At 75.7% G+C, this 16,665-nt stretch carries 16 protein-coding genes; 4 read left to right on the top strand and 12 right to left on the bottom strand.

Features of this window, described 5'->3' with window-relative positions; translation table 11 throughout:
- The first annotated feature begins 93 nt into the window (after window positions 1-93).
- From DWV08_RS15980 to DWV08_RS15970, 3 genes are all read left to right on the top strand, one after another.
- Window positions 94-1,245 carry a DUF819 family protein gene (locus DWV08_RS15980; protein WP_115414719.1) on the top strand — a complete coding sequence of 384 codons (1,152 nt, stop codon included), beginning with the start codon at window positions 94-96 and terminating at the stop codon, window positions 1,243-1,245.
- Window positions 1,242-2,396, top strand: a complete 1,155-nt coding sequence (locus DWV08_RS15975) for a dipeptide epimerase (protein ID WP_241237344.1) — start codon at window positions 1,242-1,244, stop codon at window positions 2,394-2,396. Before DWV08_RS15980 ends, DWV08_RS15975 begins: the two co-directional genes overlap by 4 nt.
- A gap of 70 nt (window positions 2,397-2,466) precedes the next feature.
- Window positions 2,467-3,627, top strand: coding sequence for a C40 family peptidase (locus tag DWV08_RS15970; protein ID WP_115414718.1), 1,161 nt, complete (start codon window positions 2,467-2,469; stop codon window positions 3,625-3,627).
- Window positions 3,628-3,762: 135 nt separating this feature from the next.
- Here DWV08_RS15970 and DWV08_RS15965 read toward each other — a convergent pair whose 3' ends face one another.
- The 4 genes from DWV08_RS15965 to DWV08_RS15950 form a co-directional block, all read right to left on the bottom strand.
- On the bottom strand, window positions 3,763-4,560 hold the full coding sequence (locus DWV08_RS15965) for a serine hydrolase (protein WP_115414717.1): 798 nt from the start codon (window positions 4,558-4,560) through the stop codon (window positions 3,763-3,765).
- A 152-nt stretch (window positions 4,561-4,712) separates the two neighbouring features.
- Window positions 4,713-5,561, bottom strand: coding sequence for an aldo/keto reductase (locus tag DWV08_RS15960; RefSeq protein WP_115414716.1), 849 nt, complete (start codon window positions 5,559-5,561; stop codon window positions 4,713-4,715).
- Between the two features lie 203 nt (window positions 5,562-5,764).
- Entirely contained in the window at window positions 5,765-6,232 is a 468-nt protein-coding gene (locus DWV08_RS15955) for an NUDIX domain-containing protein (protein WP_115414715.1), read from the bottom strand.
- A complete protein-coding gene (locus tag DWV08_RS15950) occupies window positions 6,229-6,777 on the bottom strand; it encodes a PTS sugar transporter subunit IIA (RefSeq protein WP_115414714.1) in 549 nt (182 codons plus the stop codon). The genes DWV08_RS15955 and DWV08_RS15950 overlap by 4 nt, the downstream gene beginning before the upstream one ends.
- 116 nt (window positions 6,778-6,893) lie before the next feature.
- Between DWV08_RS15950 and DWV08_RS15945 the strand changes: the two genes are divergently transcribed.
- A complete protein-coding gene (locus DWV08_RS15945) occupies window positions 6,894-7,850 on the top strand; it encodes a sugar-binding transcriptional regulator (RefSeq protein WP_115414713.1) in 957 nt (318 codons plus the stop codon).
- An 86-nt stretch (window positions 7,851-7,936) separates the two neighbouring features.
- On the opposite strand, the gene DWV08_RS15940 is transcribed toward DWV08_RS15945, so the two are convergent.
- The 8 genes from DWV08_RS15940 to nadA form a co-directional block, all read right to left on the bottom strand.
- Window positions 7,937-8,833, bottom strand: coding sequence for an aminotransferase class IV (locus tag DWV08_RS15940; RefSeq protein WP_115414712.1), 897 nt, complete (start codon window positions 8,831-8,833; stop codon window positions 7,937-7,939).
- 109 nt (window positions 8,834-8,942) lie between these two features.
- Entirely contained in the window at window positions 8,943-9,440 is a 498-nt protein-coding gene (locus DWV08_RS15935; protein ID WP_115414711.1) for a hypothetical protein, read from the bottom strand.
- Complete coding sequence (locus DWV08_RS15930; RefSeq protein ID WP_115414710.1) at window positions 9,437-10,657, bottom strand: DNA/RNA non-specific endonuclease; 1,221 nt, start codon at window positions 10,655-10,657, stop codon at window positions 9,437-9,439. The genes DWV08_RS15935 and DWV08_RS15930 overlap by 4 nt, the downstream gene beginning before the upstream one ends.
- A gap of 94 nt (window positions 10,658-10,751) precedes the next feature.
- Window positions 10,752-11,546 (bottom strand): hypothetical protein, encoded by a 795-nt coding sequence (locus DWV08_RS15925; protein WP_241237343.1) that lies wholly within the window; start codon window positions 11,544-11,546, stop codon window positions 10,752-10,754.
- A 12-nt stretch (window positions 11,547-11,558) separates the two neighbouring features.
- Complete coding sequence (locus DWV08_RS15920; RefSeq protein ID WP_115414708.1) at window positions 11,559-12,713, bottom strand: cysteine desulfurase family protein; 1,155 nt, start codon at window positions 12,711-12,713, stop codon at window positions 11,559-11,561.
- A gap of 9 nt (window positions 12,714-12,722) precedes the next feature.
- Window positions 12,723-13,583 carry a carboxylating nicotinate-nucleotide diphosphorylase gene (gene nadC / locus DWV08_RS15915; RefSeq protein ID WP_115414707.1) on the bottom strand — a complete coding sequence of 287 codons (861 nt, stop codon included), beginning with the start codon at window positions 13,581-13,583 and terminating at the stop codon, window positions 12,723-12,725.
- Window positions 13,577-15,331 (bottom strand): L-aspartate oxidase, encoded by a 1,755-nt coding sequence (gene nadB / locus DWV08_RS15910; RefSeq protein WP_115414706.1) that lies wholly within the window; start codon window positions 15,329-15,331, stop codon window positions 13,577-13,579. Before nadB ends, nadC begins: the two co-directional genes overlap by 7 nt.
- A 2-nt stretch (window positions 15,332-15,333) precedes the next feature.
- Window positions 15,334-16,644 carry a quinolinate synthase NadA gene (gene nadA, locus DWV08_RS15905; protein WP_115414705.1) on the bottom strand — a complete coding sequence of 437 codons (1,311 nt, stop codon included), beginning with the start codon at window positions 16,642-16,644 and terminating at the stop codon, window positions 15,334-15,336.
- Window positions 16,645-16,665 lie beyond the last annotated feature (21 nt).

Raw genomic sequence — 16,665 nt, 5'->3', positions numbered from 1 at the left:
CGCACCGCGCCTCGTCCGAGGCGTCGGTCGCCGGTGCTTCCGATTTTTTTGTCCCCGCGGCGGCGATCCCTCCCATCCCCCGAGGAGTCCCCCGTGATCACCGACGGAATCCTGATGCTGGGCGTGCTGCTGGCACTGTCCAGCACGCTCATCGTGCTGGAGCGCACCACCGGCTGGAAGCTGTTCAAGTTCGTGCCCGGCATGGTGCTGATGTACCTGGCCTGCGCGGCGCTGAACTCCCTGGGCGTGTTCGGCCAGGACGAGGCCACCCGCGCACCGGTCGCGCAGGTCAAGGACGTGCTGCTGCCCGCGATGATCCTGCTGTTCCTGTTCAGCTGCGACATCCGTCGGATCATCCGGCTCGGCCCCAAGCTGCTGCTGACCTACGCGGTCTCCGCCGCGTCCCTGTTCGTGGGCATGATCGTGGTGGTCACCCTCTTCCAGGCTGCCCTGCACGACGAGTCGTGGAAGGCGTTCGGCGCCCTGCTCGCCTCCTGGACCGGCGGCAGCGCCAACATGGTGGCGGTGCAGGACATCCTGCAGGCCCCCGAGTCGATCTTCGGCTACGCCCTGATCACCGACACGATCCTGTACTCCGTGTGGCTGATGGCGATGTTCGCCGCGGTGGGCAGCTCGCCCCGCTTCAACCGCTGGACCAAGGCGGACACCTCCCACCTCGACGCCCACCTCGGCGCGGAGGACGAGGAGCAGCACCCGATCACCCTCGCCTCGCTCGCGATCGTGGTGTTCGGCTCGCTGTTCGTCTCCACCCTCGCCACCCGGATCGGGGCGCTGCTGCCGGAATGGGGCACCGTCGTCAACGCCACCACCTGGACGATCGTGATCGTCTCCGTGCTGGGCCTGCTCATCGCGGTGACCCCGCTGGGCCGCACGGCCGGCTCCCTCGAGGTGGCCACGCTGATGCTGTTCGTGGTGATCGGGCAGATCGCCTCCGGCTCGGACTTCTCCGCCCTCACCCAGGCACCGCTGTACCTGCTGATCGGCGTGCTGGTGCTGCTGGTGCACATCGCGATCATGCTGGTGTACGCCAAGATCGCGAAGGTGGAGCTGTTCTCCCTGGCCGTCGCCTCCACCGCGAACATCGGCGGCGTCGCCTCCGCGCCCGTGATCGCCGCGGCCTACAACCGCCAGCTGGTGCCGGTGGGCGTGCTGATGGCGCTGATCGGCTCCTTCGCCGGCACCTTCCTGGGCCTGGCCGCCGCACAGATCATGTCGGCGCTGTGACGGTGGCATCCCGCTCCCGCGAGGGCGCCCCCGAGGAGTCGGCCCCGCTGACGGTCGCGGCGGTGCACTGCCACCGCCATCGCGCACCCCTGCTGCGGCCCTTCGTCACCGCGGCGCGGCGCACCGAGGCCGTGGAGTACGTGGTGGCGGAGGTGGAGCTCACCGGCGGCGCCGTGGGCCAGGGCTCGGCGGCGGAGACCGTCGCGGTCACCGGCGAGTCCGCGCAGAGCATCGCCGCCGCGCTCGCGGGGCCGCTGCGGGCGGCTGTGGAGGGCGCCACCGACACCGTCGCCGGGCACAGCGCCCGAATCGCCGCCGCGCTCGAGGGGGCGACCAGCGCCAAGGCGGCGCTCGAGGTGGCGCTGCACGACGCCTGGGCGCGCGCGGCCGGCCGGCCGCTGGTGGAGCTGCTGGGCGGCGACGTCCACGGCCGCCTGAGGAACGACATGACCATCTCTCTCGAGGACCCGGCCGTGATGGCGGCCCGGTCCCGGGAGGCGGTGACGGGCGGCGCGGAGATCCTCAAGATCAAGCTGGGGCGGGACGTGGCCCTGGACCGCGAACGGCTCTCCGCCGTGGTGGAGGCCGCACCGCAGGCGCGGCTGCGGCTGGACGCGAACCAGGGCTGGCTGCCCGCGCAGGCGATCGAGATCATCACCGGGTTCACGCAAGCGGGCCTGCCGGTGGACCTGGTGGAGCAGCCCGTCGCCGCGGAGGACCTCGACGGCCTGGCACGGGTCACCGCCGCCGTGGACGTGCCGATCATGGCCGACGAATCCGTGTGGAGCGCCGAGGACGCGCGCCGGCTCACCGACGCCGCCGCCTGCGACCTGCTGAACATCAAGCTCGCCAAGACCGGCGGGCTGCGCGGGGCGCTGGCGATCGCGGACGTCGCCGCGGAGGCGGGGATCGAGTGCATGCTCGGCGCGATGATGGAGCCGCGGATCTCGGTCACGGCCGCGGCGCACCTCGCCCTCGCGCACCCGGCGATCACCATGATCGACCTGGACCCGCCCGCCTGGTTCGCGACCTCCCTTCCCCGCGGCGGCTACATCCAGGAGGGCGCCTGGCTACGCCTGACGGGCGGCCCCGGCCTGGGGCTGGAGCCGCTGCCGCCCGGCGCCCCACCGGCCCCGGGAGGTGAGCACTGACCACCGACCCACCTGGCACGAGACCCGATCCCCCATCGCGCCGCTCCGGCGGCCGCTCAAGGAGAGCATCATGACCTCGCATCCCACCGATCACCCCGTCGCACGTCCCACCGCCTCGCTGTCCCGCCGCACGGGCCTGCGCCTGGCCGCCACCGGCACCGCCGCCCTCGCCGCCGCGGGCCTGGCCTCGCTCACCCCCGCCGCGCTCGCGCAGGGGCCCGGGGTCGCCGCATCGGGGCCCGTCCTCGTCGGTCGCCCGCGGCCCGCGCCCGCCCCGGGCACCGGCCTCGAGCCCGGCGCCGTGGCGCACGTGGCCGTCACCGCCACCACCCTGTGGGTGGCGCCGCGCACCGCGCGGCCCGGGATCGACGACCCCTCCCTCACCACCCCGGTGGACCTCGACGCCTGGAACCGGAACATGGAGGACACCGAGACCCGGCGCTGGCTCACTGGGGAGCTCGAGTCGCAGGCGGTGCTGGGCAGCGAGGTGATCGTCGACGAGATCGACGGGGACTGGGCGCACATCGTGGTCACCGCCCAGCCCACCCCGCGCGATCCGCGCGGCTACCCCGGCTGGGTGCCCACGGGCCACCTGGTGGCAGATCCCGGGTTCGCCGAGCTCGCCGCCACCGCACCGACCGCCACCGTCACCGCGCTGACCAGCACGCTCGCGGCGACCCCTGCCGGGACGCGCCCCGGGATCGACGTCTCCTTCGACACGATCCTGCCGGTGCTGGGCCGCACCGGGCGCTCGGTGGAGGTGGCGGTGCCCGGCGCACGCTCCGCGCACCTGCCCGCCGCCGACGTGGTGGTGCGCGCCCCGGGCGAGCAGCCGCCCGCCCCCACCGTGGAGGACGTCATCGCCACCGGCGAGCGGTTCCTGGGGCTGCGCTACCTGTGGGCGGGGGTGAGCGCCTACGGCTTCGACTGCTCCGGCTACACGTACACGCTGTTCCGCCACCACGGGATCACGATCCACCGCGATGCGGGGAACCAGATGCACGACTCCGGTCTGGCCGAGGTGGCGCGGGAGGATCTGCGCCGCGGGGACCTGGTGTTCTTCGCGACCGAGCCGGGCGGCTCCTCGATCCGCCACGTGGCCCTGTACCTCGGCGACGACCAGATCATGCAGGCGCCGAACGCGGCCCGCAGCGTCGAGATCATGTCGCTGACGGAGTACGACCCGACGGGCGAGTATGCCGGGGCGCGCCGCGTGATCGCCGCGGACTGACGCGGCGCGACCGGCCGCGACGCGTCCGCGCGAGGGCGGGGCGCGTCGCGGCCGATGCCACGAGACCAGGGGGGGTGCGGAGGGTCCGCCGGTGAGGGGACCGGCGGGCCCGGGGCGGGCGGAGCCCCCGCCCGGTCAGCGGGCGAGGTCCGGCAGCAGTGCGCGCACCCGCGCACGGATCGCCTCGTCGGCCGCCACCTCGTCCATGCCCGCCGTCATCACCGCGAGCACGCGCACGGACTCCGCATCGGGGTCGCCCACCAGGGCGACGTCGTGCCGGTAGCCGTCCACCCAGCCGGACTTCGACCTGTACGGGACGTCCTCCCGCAGCGCCGTCCCGATCACCGGGATCCGCTGGGCGCGCAGGGCCTCGAGGGCGAGGGCGCGGGAGGCGGGTGCGAGCAGCGGGCCCGGCCCCACCAGCAGACGGTGCAGGGTGCGGGCGAGATCCGCGGCGGAGGTCTCGTTGGTGCGCCCCTGCGCGAGCGCGGAGGCGTCCCCTATCAGCCGCTCCACCCGCGTGGCGGGCAGCGCCAGCTCCGCGATCGTCGCCGCGACGGTGTCCAGGCCGATCAGGGAGATCACCTGGTTGGTCGCCTCGTTGCTGGAGCGGTCAATCATCCGCACCAGCAGCTCCTCCACCGTGATCGGTGTGCCCGGCGCCGGATGCGTGGCCTCGAGGTGGTCGCCGGCCAGGGTGAACGGCTCGCCGTCGGCGCCCGTGGCGGTGCGGGTGGCGGGCACCTCCGCGGCGAGGTCCAGCACCCCCGCATCGGCCGCGCGCAGCGCCGCGGCCAGCACGTGCAGCTTGATCGTGCTGGCCGCGTAGTACGGACGCCCGGCATCCTCCGCGTCCAGCACCGCCCCACCCGCGCCCAGCAGGCAGTGGGAGACGGCGACCGTGCGCGGCGCGGCGGCGGTGGGGAGCGACATGCCTCGAGACTACGGCCGGGGTGCGGGGTGCGAGAAGGGGTGAAGGAGCCACGCCGCCGACTGCGCCTCCCCGCCCCACGGCGGCAGCGGCGGGCGCGCGAGACGCCGCACGGCGGCAGCGGCGGGGCCTGCGCCCCTCGCCGCTGCCCGGCTCAGGCCCCCTGGTGCCCGGCGAACTCGTCGGGGTTTGGCCCCTTCCGGCCGGCGGCGCCCTTGTCCAGGGCGCTGATCCGGGCGATCTCCTCCTCGGTGAGGGTGAGATCGAGGGAGGCGAGGTTGGAGACGATCCGCTCGGGGGTGACGGACTTCGGGATCACCACGTTGCCCAGGGCCAGGTTCCAGGCGATCAGCACCTGCGCCGGGGTGGCGCCGTGCCCGGCGGCGACCTCGGTGACCACCGGGTCCTCGAGCTCGCCGCCGCCCTGGCCCAGCGGGGACCAGGACTCGGTGACGATGCCCTTCTCGGCGTGGAACGCCCGCAGCTCGGGCTGGGCGATGTAGGGGTGCAGCTCGATCTGGTTCAGCACCGGCAGCACGCCCGTCTCCGCCTCGAGCCGCTCGAGGTCCTCGCGGCGGAAGTTCGAGGTGCCGATCGAGCGGATCCGGCCCTGCTGCTGCAGCTCGATGAGCGCCTGCCAGGTCTCCACGGCGAGCCCCTTGGAGGGGGCGGGCCAGTGCAGCAGGTACAGATCGAGCTCGTCGAGGCCGAGATCGGCCATGGTGGCGTCGAAGGAGGCGAGGGTGGCGTCGCGGCCCTGGTCCTGGTTGGGCACCTTGGAGGTGACGAACACGTCGTCGCGCGCCAGGCCGGCGGTGCGCAGCGCCTGGCCCACGCCGGCCTCGTTGTTGTAGCCGCGGGCGGTGTCCACGTGGCGGTAGCCGGCCTGCAGCGCCTGCACGACGACGTCGGCCGCGACCTCGTTCTCGACCTTCCACACGCCGTATCCCAGCTGCGGGATCGAGCGGCCGTCGCGGAAGGGGAGGCGGGGAGAGAGGGTCATGGTGCTCCTTGCTCGGGTGGGCGCGGCCTGCCGCCGCGCCGACGGGACCCCGCCAGGCTAGCGCTCTCCCGCCGCGGCGGCCACCGCCCGGGCTCGCTCCCCGCCGCTGCGACCAGGGCCGATGGGGCCGGCGTGCGCACACCCGGTGCAGGCCCGGCGCACACCCGGCACCGGACCGACGTCGGCCCGGCGCAGACCCCCGTTCAGGCCCGGCTCACGCCCAGGGAGAGCGGCCGGTCGCTGGGGTCGGAGGCGAGCCAGCGGGCCAGAGCGGGCGGCTGCACGTCGAACTCCTCCAGCCGGCCCAGCGGCAGCCAGGCGGTGCCCTGCTGGCCCGGATCCGGATCGGTGCCCTCCCCCGGCAGCTCCCCCTCCGCCAGGCCGCACCAGTAGGCGACGTTGACCTGGTGGAACGGCGCGATCGGGGTGCCCTCGCGCACGCTGCGCGTCGCCATGAACTCGAACAGGCACGCCACCTGGTGCACCTCCACCTCCGCGCCGATCTCCTCCCGGCACTCGCGGCGCAGCGCGGCGGGCTGGTCCTCGCCGTGCTCCTGCCCGCCGCCGGGCAGCTCGAACATCTCGTGCCCGGAGGGGTCCACGTAGCGGTTCATCAGCACCGCCCGGCGGTCGATGATCAGAGCCTTCACGGCCACGCGGGGCCCGCTCACGCGCTCTCCCCCACGCCGTCCGCTGCACTGCTCACCGCGCCCGTCGCACCGCCGGGCAGGGCGGCGAGGCGCGCGGCCGCCCGCTCCCGCAGCGCGGCGTCGTCGGGCGCCTCGAGCAGGTCCCGCACCGCCGCCTCGTCGCTGAGCAGCCCCATCAGGGCCTGCAGGGCGGCCAGGTGCTCGCGCGCGTCGGTGAGCAGCGGCATCGCCACCAGGTGCACGTCCACGCGCCCGTCGCGCACGCCCATCTCGCCGAAGGGCACGGGCCGGGCGAGGGTGGCCACGGCCAGGCCCGGCACCCGCACGTGCGCCGGGTCCGCGTGCGGGATCGCCGTGGGGATCGGGGTGGGCAGCCCGGTGGGGTACTCGCGCTCCCGGGCGCGCAGCGCCTCGGCGAAGTCCTCACCCACGGCCCCGACCTCCTGCAGGTGGGCGGCGAGGGCGGTCAGCACGCCCTCGGCATCGGCGGCGTCGAGGTGCGCGCGCACCACGGTGAGGGCGAGATGCTCCTCGCCGTGGGCCGGCGGTGGCGGTGCGGTGCTCATGATTCCTCCCGGATGGCTCGGCACGAGTCTGGCACGGCAGCGGGCCGCACCTGCGTACGCTGGGCGCATCCGGCCGGACGCGCCCCGCCTCCGGCCCTCCCGGACCAGGAGTGCCCATGCCCGCCCCTCGTGACACCGCCGTGGTCGTGCGGGCGGCGCGCCTGTACTACGAGCAGGGCCGGTCGCAGACGGAGATCGCCCACGAGCTGGACCTGTCCCGCTCCAACGTCTCCAGGATCCTCTCCCAGGCGAAGGAGCGCGGGATCGTGGAGATCACGATTCACGACCCGGACGGCCCGCCGCGCCGCGACGAGGCGCTCGAGGCCGCGCTGCGGGCGGCGTTCTCGCTGCGGGAGGCGCACGTGGTCTCCGCGCCGCGCGCCCCGGCGATGGAGTCCGTGGCGCGGGAGGGTGCGGCGGTGCTGGCGCAGCGGGTCGCGACGGTGCGCAGCATCGGGGTGTCCTGGGGGCAGACGGTCCAGAGCGTGGTCGCGGAGCTGGAGACGCTGCGCCCCCGCCCCACCCCCGCGGTGCTGCCGCTGGTGGGCGGGCACAGCACCCTGGACCAGTTCGACTCCGGCGAATCGGTGCTGCGGGTGCTCGCCTCCCGGCTGGGCGCCACGCCCCGAACCCTGTACGCCCCCGCCGTGCTGGAATCCGCCACCGCGGTGGCGACGCTGCGCGGCGAGTCCAGCATCGGCGAGGTGCTGGCCGCCGCCGCGCAGGTGGAGCTGGCGCTGGTGGGGATCGGTTCGCTGGGCCGGCACTCCTCGCCGCTGGTGCTGGGGCTGATGCGGCTCAGCGAGGCGGAGCGCGCGGCCTTCGCCGCGCAGAACCCGGTGGGGGACGTGTGCGGCCGGTTCGTCGACGCCGACGGGGTGCCGCTGGGGGCGCCGACGGATCAGCGGGTGCTCGCGCTCACCTTCTCGCAGCTGCTGCGGATCCCCGAGGTGGTGGGCGTCGCGGCCGGTCCCGAGAAGGCGCCGGGGGTGCTGGGGGTGCTGCGCAGCGGCGTGATCGACACCGTCGTGGTGGACGTGGACCTCGCCCGCGAGGTGCTCGCCCGCACCTGAGCGGCGGTGCGTGGGCGACGGCGCCGGCACTGCCCGCGCACCGACGCCGCAGCCCCCACGTCGGGCCGTGCCGGCGGCCGAGCGGGTCAGGCGCGGCCCATGAGCACCTGCTGGAAGCGGTCGGTGAGCGCGGCGTCCACCGGCAGCTCCGTCTCGTCGAGCCGGGCGATCGGGGCGGCGAGGCGGGTGGAGGAGAGCAGCCAGGCGCCGTCGGAGCCCGCCACGTCCGCGACCGTCATCAGGCGCTCGGCCACCTGGTGGCCCTGCGCCTGCAGCCAGGGGAACAGGGAGGCCACGCTGGTGCCCGGCAGCACCCCGGCGCTGGCGGGGGTGGTGGTGAACTCGTCCCCGCGGCGCACCAGCAGCGTGGAGGTGGGGCCCTCCAGCACGTAGCCGTCGCTCGCCACGAACAGCACGTCCACCGCGCCGCGGCGCTTCGCCTCCCGCACCGCCGCCATGTTCACGGCGTAGCTGAGGGTCTTCGCGCCGGGCAGCAGCCAGGGGCTGGTCTCGGCGACGGCGGTGGAGAGGCCGCGGTCCAGCGTGGCCACCCGCATCCCGGCCCGGTACGGCGTCCAGTCATCGGAGACGCGGGCGTGGATCCAGCAGGTGGGCACGCCGGTGCCCTCGATGCCGCGGGTGAGCATCACCCGCACGCTGAGCTCGGCGACGTCCTCGTGGGCGGCGATGGCGGCATCCACCGCCTCGGCGAGGGTGGCCTGGTCGGGAGCGGACAGCTCCACCTGGGCGGCGCTGTGGGCCAGGCGCGCCAGATGCGGGCCCACGTTGACGGGCACGCCGTCGAAGGCACCGATGGTCTCGAACACGCCGTCGCCGCGGGTGGCGACGAGGTCCGTGACGGAGAGCTGGGGGACGGTCGCATCGGCCAGATGGAACCGGGGGCCGCCGTCCGCGGGGGCACCGGTAGCACCGGGGACGAGGACGAGCACCGGCGCGGGGCCGACGGGGATGGGCGCGGACATGGCACGGCTCCTGATCGGGGTGCCTCACGGCAGCGGAGGCGTGGCACCAGGGTAGACCCGTCGTGCCCCGTCCCGGGCGGACTCGGCAGGTCAGGGCGGGGCGAGCAGGTCAGGCGCGGGCGCCGCCCGTGGCGCCGGGAGCGGCCCCGTCCTCCAGCAGCGCCCGCACCCAGGCGGGCATCCGCTCCGCGCCCACCCGGGCGGCGAGGCGCCGGGCGTACTCGGCGTCCACACCGCCCAGACCGTTGAGGCTGCCGGGGTCGCGGTCGTGGTTCAGAGCGCAGTCCACGCTCACGCGCTGCCCGTCCTCGGCGGAGCGGGTCACCACCACCCGGCAGGAGACGAAGGCCTGGGACTGCGCGGCGGCGGCCTCCTGCAGCGCGTCGAGCTGTTCGGCGAGGCGGGAGCCCGCCTCGAGCACCGCGTCGCCGCCCTCGTGCGCGCCGGCGGCGTCGGTGCGCAGGATCCGCGCCGCCCAGGTGTCGCGGTGCGGCAGGAACGCGGCGGCGACGCGCACCGCGCTCGCGCCGGGGTCGGCCGCGTCCAGCAGCGCCGCGGCGAGGCGCTGCAGCTGCTCGCCCTCGTGCTCCAGCCCGGCGGCGCTCATCGGGGGAACCTCGCACCGTCGGGGGTGTTGGCCAGGCGCATCTCGGTGCGCTCGCCGCCGTCCTCGAGGATGCTCACGTCGTAGCTCTCGGGCACGTACTCCCAGGGCTCGCTGCCGTGCTGCGGCCCCACCCCGGCAGGCTGCTCCTCGCCCCAGGTCACGAGGGTCTCGTAGGAGTAGGAGTGGCCCTGCTCGCCGATGCCGTCGGCCATCATCTCCTCCACGGTGTAGATCGTGTCCTTCCCGCTGCGGGCCTGGTTCACCTCGTCCCACTGGCGGGTGTAGTTGATCTCCTCGCGGATGCCGCCCAGCTGGCGGGCCAGCACGTGGCCGGCGTTGAACTCGACCGGCTCGGAGGTGCCGTCCCCGGCCATGTCCCAGCGTTCCGCGATCCTGGACTGGATCGACGTGCTGCGGGCCATGTCGCGGTCCACGATCACGTCCGGCACGTACAGGTGCTCGGTGCGTCCCACCTCGTCGGTGCGGTAGTAGGCGTTGTCGTTGACGTGGTAGGTGGCGTCGGGGTGCACCTCGCGGAGGTTGGGGTTCATCTCCTCGCCGCCGCCGGAGGCCTCGACGTAGACCACCTCGCCCGCGGCGTCGGTGTAGTAGCGGCCGTGCGCGCCCACGTCGTACACGGTCCCGGGCGCGAGCTCCAGCGGCTCCCCCTCGGCGTCGAACCCGAAGGGGACGTCCGCTCCGGCGGGGGCGAGCTCGTGCTCCGCGCCCACCTCCACGGAGTGCTGCACCTCCGGCGGGGACAGCCGCATCCCGGTGTCGTCGAACATCAGGGCGTCCTCGCCGATCGCCGCGGAGGCCTCGGCGGCGGTGGGCGCGGGCACGCCGGGGCCGGGCACGGGACCGGAGGCGGCCGGCCCGCCGAGCGCTCCGCCGCCGACTGTTCCCCCGCCGGGCCCGCCGAGTGCCCCGCCGCCGAGGCCCGTCGCCTCCGGGGCGGAGCAGGCGTCCTGCTCCTCGGCGTGGAGCATCAGCTCCCGCGCCCTGCGCTGCAGCCCCTCGCTGCGATCGTGCAGGCGCGGGCGCGCGTCCGTGCTCCAGTCGGCGCGGAAGGAGTCCGCGTCCGGGCCCTCCCACGGCACCGTGTCCACGAGCGACGCGAGGCGGGCGGTGAGCCCGTCCAGGCGGTCGGCGCCCAGCACCAGGCGCCGGCCGGCCTCTCGCAGCGCGGCGGTGTCCGCCCCCAGGAATCCGTTCACGTCGCCTCCCCCGTGGTCCCCGTCCGCTCTCGCACGGGGCCACGCTACGGAGCGGGGCCGGGCCGGGGAATGGGGAGTTCTCCCCTCCCCCGGCTCAGCCGCCGAGGAGGGCGACCACGAGCCCGCGCTCGCGCCAGGCGACGCGCAGGTCCAGCGGGTCCCCGGGGGCCTCCACCTCCATCAGGTCCGCGCGGGCGCCGACGGGCGCCGCACGCAGGTCCGCGACGGCGAGGGTGCCGGGCGGGATATCCACGATGCCGGCGGAGCTCGGTGCCTGCCAGGGCACCTCCGGGCCGTCGGCGGCCTCGTCCGTGCCCAGCAGCGCGGCGAAGAGGTGCTGGTCCATGAGCTGTGCGGCGGCCTCGTCGCGCTCGGACTCGACGTCCTCCTCTGCCGGGCCGCGCGCGGCCAGGGCGGTGAGCGTCGCCTCGAGCGCGTCGGCGAGATGCTCGAGGTAGGTGGGGAGGTCCGCGGCGGCCAGGCGCAGCGCGAGGTCCTCCCCGATGCCGTGGACGGCGCCGGCGGTGCCGTCCTCCCCGAGGGCGAGGATCACGGCGGAGTCCTCGGTCTCGTACAGCGGGTAGTAGCTGGTCGCCTCGCCCAGCAGGGTGTACGGGCCCTCGTCGGTGCGGTCCTCGATCTGGAGGGTGAGGACGGTGCGGCCGCGCAGCACGATCCCGCCGAGCTCGTCGCCGATCTGCTCGAGGGCGGGCGGCGGATCGGCGGCCACCTCCTCCTCCGTGACGGCGAGGCCGGGGATCAGCGCGGTGTCCTGGGCGTGGGTGGTGACCAGGGAGGACAGGCGGTCCAGCACCGGGCGCGCGGCGGTCAGCGGCAGCACCTCGGCGGGCTCGGGCCAGGGCAGGGAGTTGTTCATCGGCGTGCTCACCTGCTCAGTCTGTCACGCGGGGCCACCGGCTCCGGGGAGTGCGGCGAGCACCTCCCGCACCGCGGCGATCGCGGCCTCGGCCTGGGCGTCGGGGAGGTCGCCGGGCAGGGTGCAGCGCACCGCCGTCTGCGCCACCTCGCCGGGGATGCCCAGGGCCGTCAGCACGTGCGAGGGCTCGTCGCTGCCGGCCGCGCAGGCGGAGCCGCTGGAGGCGATCACCCCGTGCTCGGCGAGATCCAGCAGCACGGACTCGCCGCTGCGGCCGGGCAGGCAGAAGGAGACGTGGCCGGGCAGGCGGTGGCCGCCCGTGCGCGGATCCGGGCCAGTGAGCAGGGCGTCGGGCCGGCTCTCGCGCACCGCGTCCAGCAGCCGGTCCCGCAGCAGGGCCAGGCGGGCGGCCTTGTCCTCCCGCTCCGCCTCGGCGAGCTCGAGCGCCACGGCGAGCGCGACGGCGAAGGCGACGTTCTCGGTGCCGGAGCGGCGCTCGTTCTCCTGGCCGCCGCCGTGGATCAGCGGCTCCACCGGCAGCCGGCCGCGCAGCATCGCCAGGCCGATGCCCTTAGGGGCGCCCACCTTGTGCCCGGAGAGGGTGAGGGCGTCCACGCCCAGGCCGCGCAGGTCCAGCCAGCCCGCGGCCTGCACGGCGTCGGTGTGGGTCAGCGCCCCGACGGCGTGCGCGGCCTCCACCAGCGGCCGCAGCTCGGTGACGGTGCCGATCTCGTTGTTCGCCAGCGCCAGGGTGACCAGCGTGGTGTCCTCCCGCAGCACGGAGGCCAGCGCCTCCGCGGTGACGGTGCCGTCGGCCTCCAGCGGCACGTGGGAGACCTCGAAGCCGTGGGCGCGTCGCAGGTGCGCCACGCTCTCCAGCACCGCGGAGTGCTCGGTGGCGGCGGTGACCAGGTGGCGGCCGCGCGGGGCGGCCAGGGCGAGGCCCTTGATCGCGAGGTTCGCGGCCTCGGTGCCGCCGGCGGTGAACACGATGTCGCTGCGGCGCACGCCGAGCACGGCGGCGGCGCGGCGGCGGGCGTCGGCGAGCCCGGCCGCGGCCGCCTCCCCCACCGCGTGGTGGCTGGAGGGGTTGCCGAAGGTGCCGGTGAGGTAGGGCCAGGCCGCCTCCAGCGCCTCGCGGCGCACGGGGGCGGTGGCGGCGGCGTCGAGGTAGAGCATCCGCGTCCCTCAGGCGCCGGCGTCGACGGTCATGTCGAGGCCCAGGTCGAGGTGGCGGGCGCTGTGGGTGAGCGCCCCGGAGGAGATGACGTCCACGCCGGTCTCGGCGATCGCGCGCACGGTGTCGAGGGTGACGGTGCCGCTGGCCTCCACCACGGCGCGGCCATCGATGCGGCGCACCCCGGCGGCGAGGTCCTCGAGGGAGAAGTTGTCCAGCATGACCACGTCCGCGCCGCCGGCGAGCACGGCGTCGATCTGGTCGAGGCGGTCCACCTCCACCTCGAGCACGGTGGTGTGGCCCAGGCGGGTGCGGGCCGTGCGCAGCGCCTCGGCGAGGTCCAGTCCCTGCTGGGCGAGCACGGCGAGGTGGTTGTCCTTCGCCATCACCGCGTCAGAGAGGGAGAAGCGGTGGTTCACGCCACCGCCGCAGCGCACCGCGTGCCGCTCCAGGGCGCGCAGGCCGGGGGTGGTCTTGCGGGTGTCGGTGATCCGGGCGGAGGTGCCCTCCACCGCGTCGACCATGCGCCGGGTGGCGGTCGCGATGCCGGACATCCGCTGCACCAGGTTCAGGGCCACCCGTTCGGCCCGGAGCACGGCCCGGGCGGGGCCGGTCACCTCGGCGAGCACGTCTCCGGCGGCGAAGCGGTCGCCGTCGGCGGCGCGGGCGGTGACCTGGGCGGCGGGGTCGGCGAGCCGGAACGCGGCGGCGAACACCTCGGCGCCGGCGAGCACGCCCGCCTCGCGGGCGGTGAGCCGGGCGGCGGCGGTGGCGTGCGCGGGCAGCAGCACCTCGCCGGTGAGGTCGCCCCAGGGGGCGTCCTCGGCGAGCGCGGCGGTGACGACGGGATCGATCTGGGCGGTGGTCAGCATGCGGAGGCCTCCGGGACGAGGGCGGGCTGTGGGGCGGTGGTGCGGTGCGGGGCGTCGGCCGGCGCGGGGGCGTCGCGCGGCGCGGGGGCGTCCAGCAGGTGGTGGGCGCCCACGGAGTCGGGGCGCGCCAGGGCGTGGGCGGTGAGCAGCCGGGCGAGGTCGAGGAGGTTGCGGTCCTCGAGCGCGGCGAGCGAGGTCGTCGCGGCGGGAGGCGGGGCCTGCCAGGCGGCGAGCTGCGCGGCGGCCTCCTCCAGCCCGGCCCGGTGGCGCAGCGGGCCCACGTGCCGCCACAGCAGCGCCTGCAGCGCGGCGCGGGACCAGTCCCGGCCGCCCCGGGCGGGCGCGGCGGACGGCGCGGTGGCAGCCGGCGGAGTGGCGGTCGACGGAGCGGCGGCCGACGAGGCAGGAGCCGACGAGGCAGCGGCTGACGGGGCAGGAGCCGGCGCCCGCCCGGGTGAAGGCGCGGGAGCGGGGAGCTCCGAGCCGGCGCGGGCGGCCGCGGCGGCCGCCTCCCCGGCCCGTTCCCCGAACACCGCGCCCTCGAGCAGCGAGTTCGAGGCCAGGCGGTTCGCGCCGTGCACGCCGGTGCGGGCGCACTCCCCGGCCGCGAACAGGCCCGGCACCGTGGTGCGGCCCTCGAGGTCGGTGCGGATCCCGCCCATCCAGTAGTGGGCGGCGGGGGTGACGGGCACCGGCGTGCGGCTCCAGTCGATCCCGGCCCGGCGCAGCGCGGCGTCGATCGTGGGGAAGCGTCGGCGCAGGTGCTCCGCGCCCAGCGCGGTGGCGTCCAGCAGCACCGGCCGCCCCTCCTGCGCGACCATCACCTGCGCGATCGCCCGCGCCACCACGTCCCGCGGGGCGAGCTCCCCGCGCGGGTCGATCGCGGGCAGGAACCGGTGGCCGTGCTCGTCGCGCAGCAGCGCACCCTCCCCGCGCACCGCCTCGGAGAGCAGGAAGCAGGCCTCCGGGCCGTCGACGGCGAGGGCGGTGGGGTGGAACTGGTAGAACTCGAGGTCCTCGAGCGCGGCCCCGGCCCGCCAGGCGGCGGCGAGGCCGTCCCCGGTGGCGGTGGCGGGATTGGTGGTGTGGGTGAACAGCTGGCCCGCCCCGCCGGTGGCGAGCAGGACGGCGCCGGCCCGCACCGCGAGGCGGGATCCGTCGGCCGCCCGCAGTGCGGCGCCCACCGCCCGGCCGTCCACCATGTCGAGGTCCACCAGGGCCGTGTGCTCGCGCAGCGTCAGCGGGGAGTCCTCCACCGCGGCCCGCGCGCGCACCGCCGCGACCAGGGCGTCCTGGATCGCGGCGCCGGTGGCGTCGCCGCCGGCGTGGAGGATGCGGGGACGGCCGTGGGCGCCCTCGAGCCCGAGCGCGGGGCCGCCACCCGGGGCCCGGTCGAAGCGCACCCCGTGGGCCTCGAGCGCCGCGATCGCCGCAGGGGCGGCCTCGCAGAGCCGCCGCACCGCCTCCGGATCGCCCAGCCCGGCGCCCGCGTCGAGGGTGTCCCGGGCGTGGTCGGCGGGGGTATCCGCCGCATCGACGGCCCCGGCGATGCCGCCCTGGGCGCGGGCGGTGGCGCCGTCGGCCAGCGCCGCCTTGGTCACCAGCAGCACCGTCGCGCTCCGGGCGGCGCGCAGGGCTGCGGTGAGACCGGCGATGCCGGAGCCGATCACGAGCACGTCGGTGCGCAGCGGCTCCGCGGGCAGAGCCTCGTCCTGGGCGGTCGTCTCCCGACGCTCCTGGGCGGGCATGCTCAGCGCACCGGGGCGGGGCGCACCGCGAGCATCCGCTCCAGGGCCACCCGGGCGGGCTCGGCGACGTCCTCGCCGACGGTGATGCGGTTCAGCACGGTGCCCTCGCACAGCGCCTCCAGCACCCAGGCGAGGTAGCCGGGGTGGATGCGGTACATCGTCGAGCAGGGGCACACCACCGGGTCCAGGCAGAAGATGGTGTGCTGCGGGTGCTGGGCGGCCAGGCGCTGCACCAGGTTGATCTCGGTGCCGATCGCGAAGGTGGTGGGCTCGCTCGCCCCCTCGATGGCGCGGCGGATGTAGTCGGTGGAGCCGGACTCGTCGGCCGCATCCACCACCGGCATCGGGCACTCCGGGTGCACGATCACCCGCACGCCGGGGTGCTCGGCCCGGGCGGTGTCGATCTGGGCGGTGGTGAAGCGCTTGTGCACGGAGCAGAAGCCGTGCCACAGCAGCACCTTCGCCTCACGCAGGGCCTGCTCCTCGTTGCCGCCCAGGGGCCGGCGCGGGTTCCACATCGCCATCTCCTCCAGCCCCACCCCCATCGCCTTGGCGGTGTTGCGGCCCAGGTGCTGGTCGGGCAGGAACAGCACCTGTCGGCCGCGGGCGAAGGCCCACTCCAGCACCGCGGCGGCGTTCGAGGAGGTGCACACGATTCCGCCGTGGCGGCCCACGAAGCCCTTGATCGCCGCGGAGGAGTTCATGTAGGTCACCGGGATCACGGGGGCGGGGGCGTCCTCGCCCGCGGCCGCCGCCTCCTCGGCGTACACCTCCATCAGCTGCTCCCAGCACTCCTCGACCTGGTCGATGTCCGCCATGTCCGCCATCGAGCAGCCGGCGGCAAGGTTGGGGAGGATCACGGCCTGCTCGGGGGTGGAGAGCAGATCGGCGGTCTCGGCCATGAAGTGCACGCCGCAGAAGATGATCGCCTCCGCCTCGCGGTGGCCCTTCGCGGCGGTGGCGAGCTGGAAGGAGTCGCCCACGTAGTCCGCGTACTGCACCACCTCGTCGCGCTGGTAGAAGTGGCCCAGCACCACCACGCGCTCGCCCAGCTGCGCCTTCGCGGCGCGGATGCGGCGGTCCAGCTCCTCGGCGCTCGCCTCGCGGTACTCGCGGGGGATCTCGCCCTGCCGCGGGGAGGCGGCGGGGATCGCATCGGACATCGAGGCGCCGGGGCCGTAGCCGGGGTCGCGGGCGTCCACGTCCCAGGGGGCGTCCAGCAGCTGCGTGGAGCAGGTGCTCGTGGGCAGCGCGCCGGTGGGCAGGGTGCGCAGGGTGAGATCGACCGAGGCGGTCGGGGCGGTGCTGGTCATGGCGTGCTCTCCGAAGGGGTG

Origin of the sequence: Brachybacterium saurashtrense (genome assembly GCF_003355475.1) — a bacterium.
Taxonomy (GTDB): domain Bacteria; phylum Actinomycetota; class Actinomycetes; order Actinomycetales; family Dermabacteraceae; genus Brachybacterium; species Brachybacterium saurashtrense.
The sequence above is the reverse complement of the archived record's forward strand: the minus strand, read 5'-3'. Positions and strand labels throughout refer to the sequence as shown.